The following is a 2,908-nucleotide window of genomic DNA, read 5'->3' as shown; positions in this document are numbered from 1 at the left end:
ATAGGTCAAGCTACAAAGGGCGCATGGTGAATGCCTTGGCATCAGGAGCCGATGAAGGACGTGATAAGCTGCGATAAGCTTCGGGTAGGCGCACATAGCCAGTGATCCGGAGATTTCCGAATGTGGGAACACACATGGGAAACCCCATGTATCGTATAGTGAATACATAGCTATACGAGGGTAAACCTAGGGAACTGAAACATCTAAGTACCTAGAGGAAGAGAAAGAAAAATCGATTTCCTTAGTAGCGGCGAGCGAAAGGGAAAGAGCCCAAACCAAAGATTTATCTTTGGGGTTGCGGACAGAGCATTAACGAGAAGTCGTAACTAACCGAACATAACTGGAAAGTTAGACCGTAGGAGGTAATAGTCCTGTAGGTGAAAGTTAAGATAATCAAGCTCTGATCCAGAGTACCACGAGACACGTGAAACCTTGTGGGAAGCAGGGAGGACCACCTCCCAAGGCTAAATACTACCTGATGACCGATAGTGAAGCAGTACCGTGAGGGAAAGGTGAAAAGAACCCCGGGAGGGGAGTGAAATAGAACCTGAAACCGTGTGCCTACAACCGGTCAAAGCCCCATATGAGGGTGATGACGTGCTTTTTGTAGAACGAGCCAACGAGTTACGGTATGTAGCAAGGTTAAGTACTTAAGGTACGGAGCCGAAGGGAAACCGAGTCTTAATAGGGCGACTAGTTGCATGCCGTAGACCCGAAACCGGGTGACCTATCCATGGCCAGGTTGAAGCGAGGGTAAAACTTCGTGGAGGACCGAACCACGTTGCTGTTGAAAAAGCATGGGATGAGCTGTGGATAGCGGAGAAATTCCAATCGAACTCGGAGATAGCTGGTTCTCCCCGAAATAGCTTTAGGGCTAGCGTCGGATATGTGTAGTGGAGGTAGAGCACTGAATGGGCTAGGGGGCATAGCGCTTACCGAACCTTATCAAACTCCGAATGCCACATACATTAAGTCCGGCAGTCAGACTACGAATGATAAGATCCGTGGTCAAAAGGGAAACAGCCCAGATCGTCAGCTAAGGTCCCAAAGTGTAAGTTAAGTGGAAAAGGATGTGGGATTTCTAAGACAACTAGGATGTTGGCTTAGAAGCAGCCACTCATTTAAAGAGTGCGTAATAGCTCACTAGTCGAGAGATCCTGCGCCGAAAATGTCCGGGGCTCAAACTTACCACCGAAGCTACGGGCTTGCATTAGCAAGCGGTAGGGGAGCGTCGTAATCGGGCTGAAGTCGTACCGTAAGGAGCGGTGGACTGATTACGAGTGAGAATGTTGGCATTAGTAGCGAGATGTAGGTGAGAATCCTACAGGCCGAATATCTAAGGTTTCCTCAGGAAGGCTCGTCCGCTGAGGGTTAGTCGGGACCTAAGCCGAGGCCGAAAGGCGTAGGCGATGGACAATCGGTTGATATTCCGATACCACTACCATCGTTATTATCGAGGGTGTGACGGAGAAGGATAGTGTGTGCTAGCGATTGGAAATGCTAGTCTAAGCGTTTAGGGAGTTACGGTAGGCAAATCCGCTGTAACAATTCTGAGGCGTGATGGGGAAGGCCATATAGGCCGAAGTACATGATTCCATGCTTCCAAGAAAAGCATCTAGAGAGAGAAGTAGTGCCCGTACCGCAAACCGACACAGGTAGATGAGGAGAGAATCCTAAGGCCGGCGGAAGAATTGCAGTTAAGGAACTAGGCAAATTGACCCCGTAAGTTCGCGAGAAGGGGTGCCTGCGAGAGCAGGCCGCAGAGAATAGGCCCAAGCAACTGTTTAGCAAAAACACAGGTCTCTGCTAAAGCGCAAGCTGATGTATAGGGGCTGACGCCTGCCCGGTGCTGGAAGGTTAAGGGGAACACTTAGCGCAAGCGAAGGTGTGAACTTAAGCCCCAGTAAACGGCGGCCGTAACTATAACGGTCCTAAGGTAGCGAAATTCCTTGTCAGGTAAGTTCTGACCCGCACGAATGGCGTAATGACTTGGGCACTGTCTCAACTGCAAATCCGGCGAAGTTGTAGTGCGAGTGAAGATGCTCGCTACCCGCGATTGGACGGAAAGACCCCGTAGAGCTTTACTGCAGCTTAGCATTGAATTCCGGTATTGTCTGTACAGGATAGGTGGGAGACTGGGAAACTAGGGCGTCAGCCTTAGTGGAGTCAACCTTGGGATACCACCCTGACAGTACTGGGGTTCTAACAGGACGCCATGAATCTGGTGACTGGACATTGTTAGGTGGGCAGTTTGACTGGGGCGGTCGCCTCCTAAAAAGTAACGGAGGCGCCCAAAGGTTCCCTCAGAACGGTCGGAAATCGTTCGTAGAGTGCAAAGGCAGAAGGGAGCCTGACTGCGAGACCTACAAGTCGAGCAGGGACGAAAGTCGGGCTTAGTGATCCGGTGGTACCTCGTGGGAGGGCCATCGCTCAACGGATAAAAGCTACCTCGGGGATAACAGGCTGATCTCCCCCAAGAGTCCACATCGACGGGGAGGTTTGGCACCTCGATGTCGGCTCGTCGCATCCTGGGGCTGTAGTAGGTCCCAAGGGTTGGGCTGTTCGCCCATTAAAGCGGCACGCGAGCTGGGTTCAGAACGTCGTGAGACAGTTCGGTCCCTATCCGTCGCGGGCGTAGGAAATTTGAGAGGAGCTGTCCTTAGTACGAGAGGACCGGGATGGACTGACCTCTGGTGCACCAGTTGTTCCGCCAGGAGCATGGCTGGGTAGCTAAGTCGGGAAGGGATAAACGCTGAAAGCATCTAAGCGTGAAGCCTCCCTCAAGATGAGATTTCCCATAGCATAAGCTAGTAAGACCCCTTGAAGAACACAAGGTTGATAGGTCAGAGGTGTAAGTGCGGTAACGTATGTAGCTGACTGATACTAATAGGTCGAGGGCTTGACCAAT

General features: G+C 51.2%; 1 rRNA gene. It reads left to right on the top strand.

The features are described 5' to 3' along the window. Positions 1 to 3: 3 nt before the first annotated feature. Positions 4 to 2,907, top strand: a 23S ribosomal RNA gene (locus I4V51_RS20605). The last annotated feature ends 1 nt before the right edge of the window (position 2,908 follow it).

Source organism: Clostridium sp. D53t1_180928_C8 (assembly GCF_015667795.1).
Taxonomy (GTDB): Bacteria; Bacillota; Clostridia; order Clostridiales; family Clostridiaceae; genus Clostridium.
Note: the sequence above shows the minus strand (reverse complement) of the source record. Positions and strands in the feature narration are given on the sequence as shown.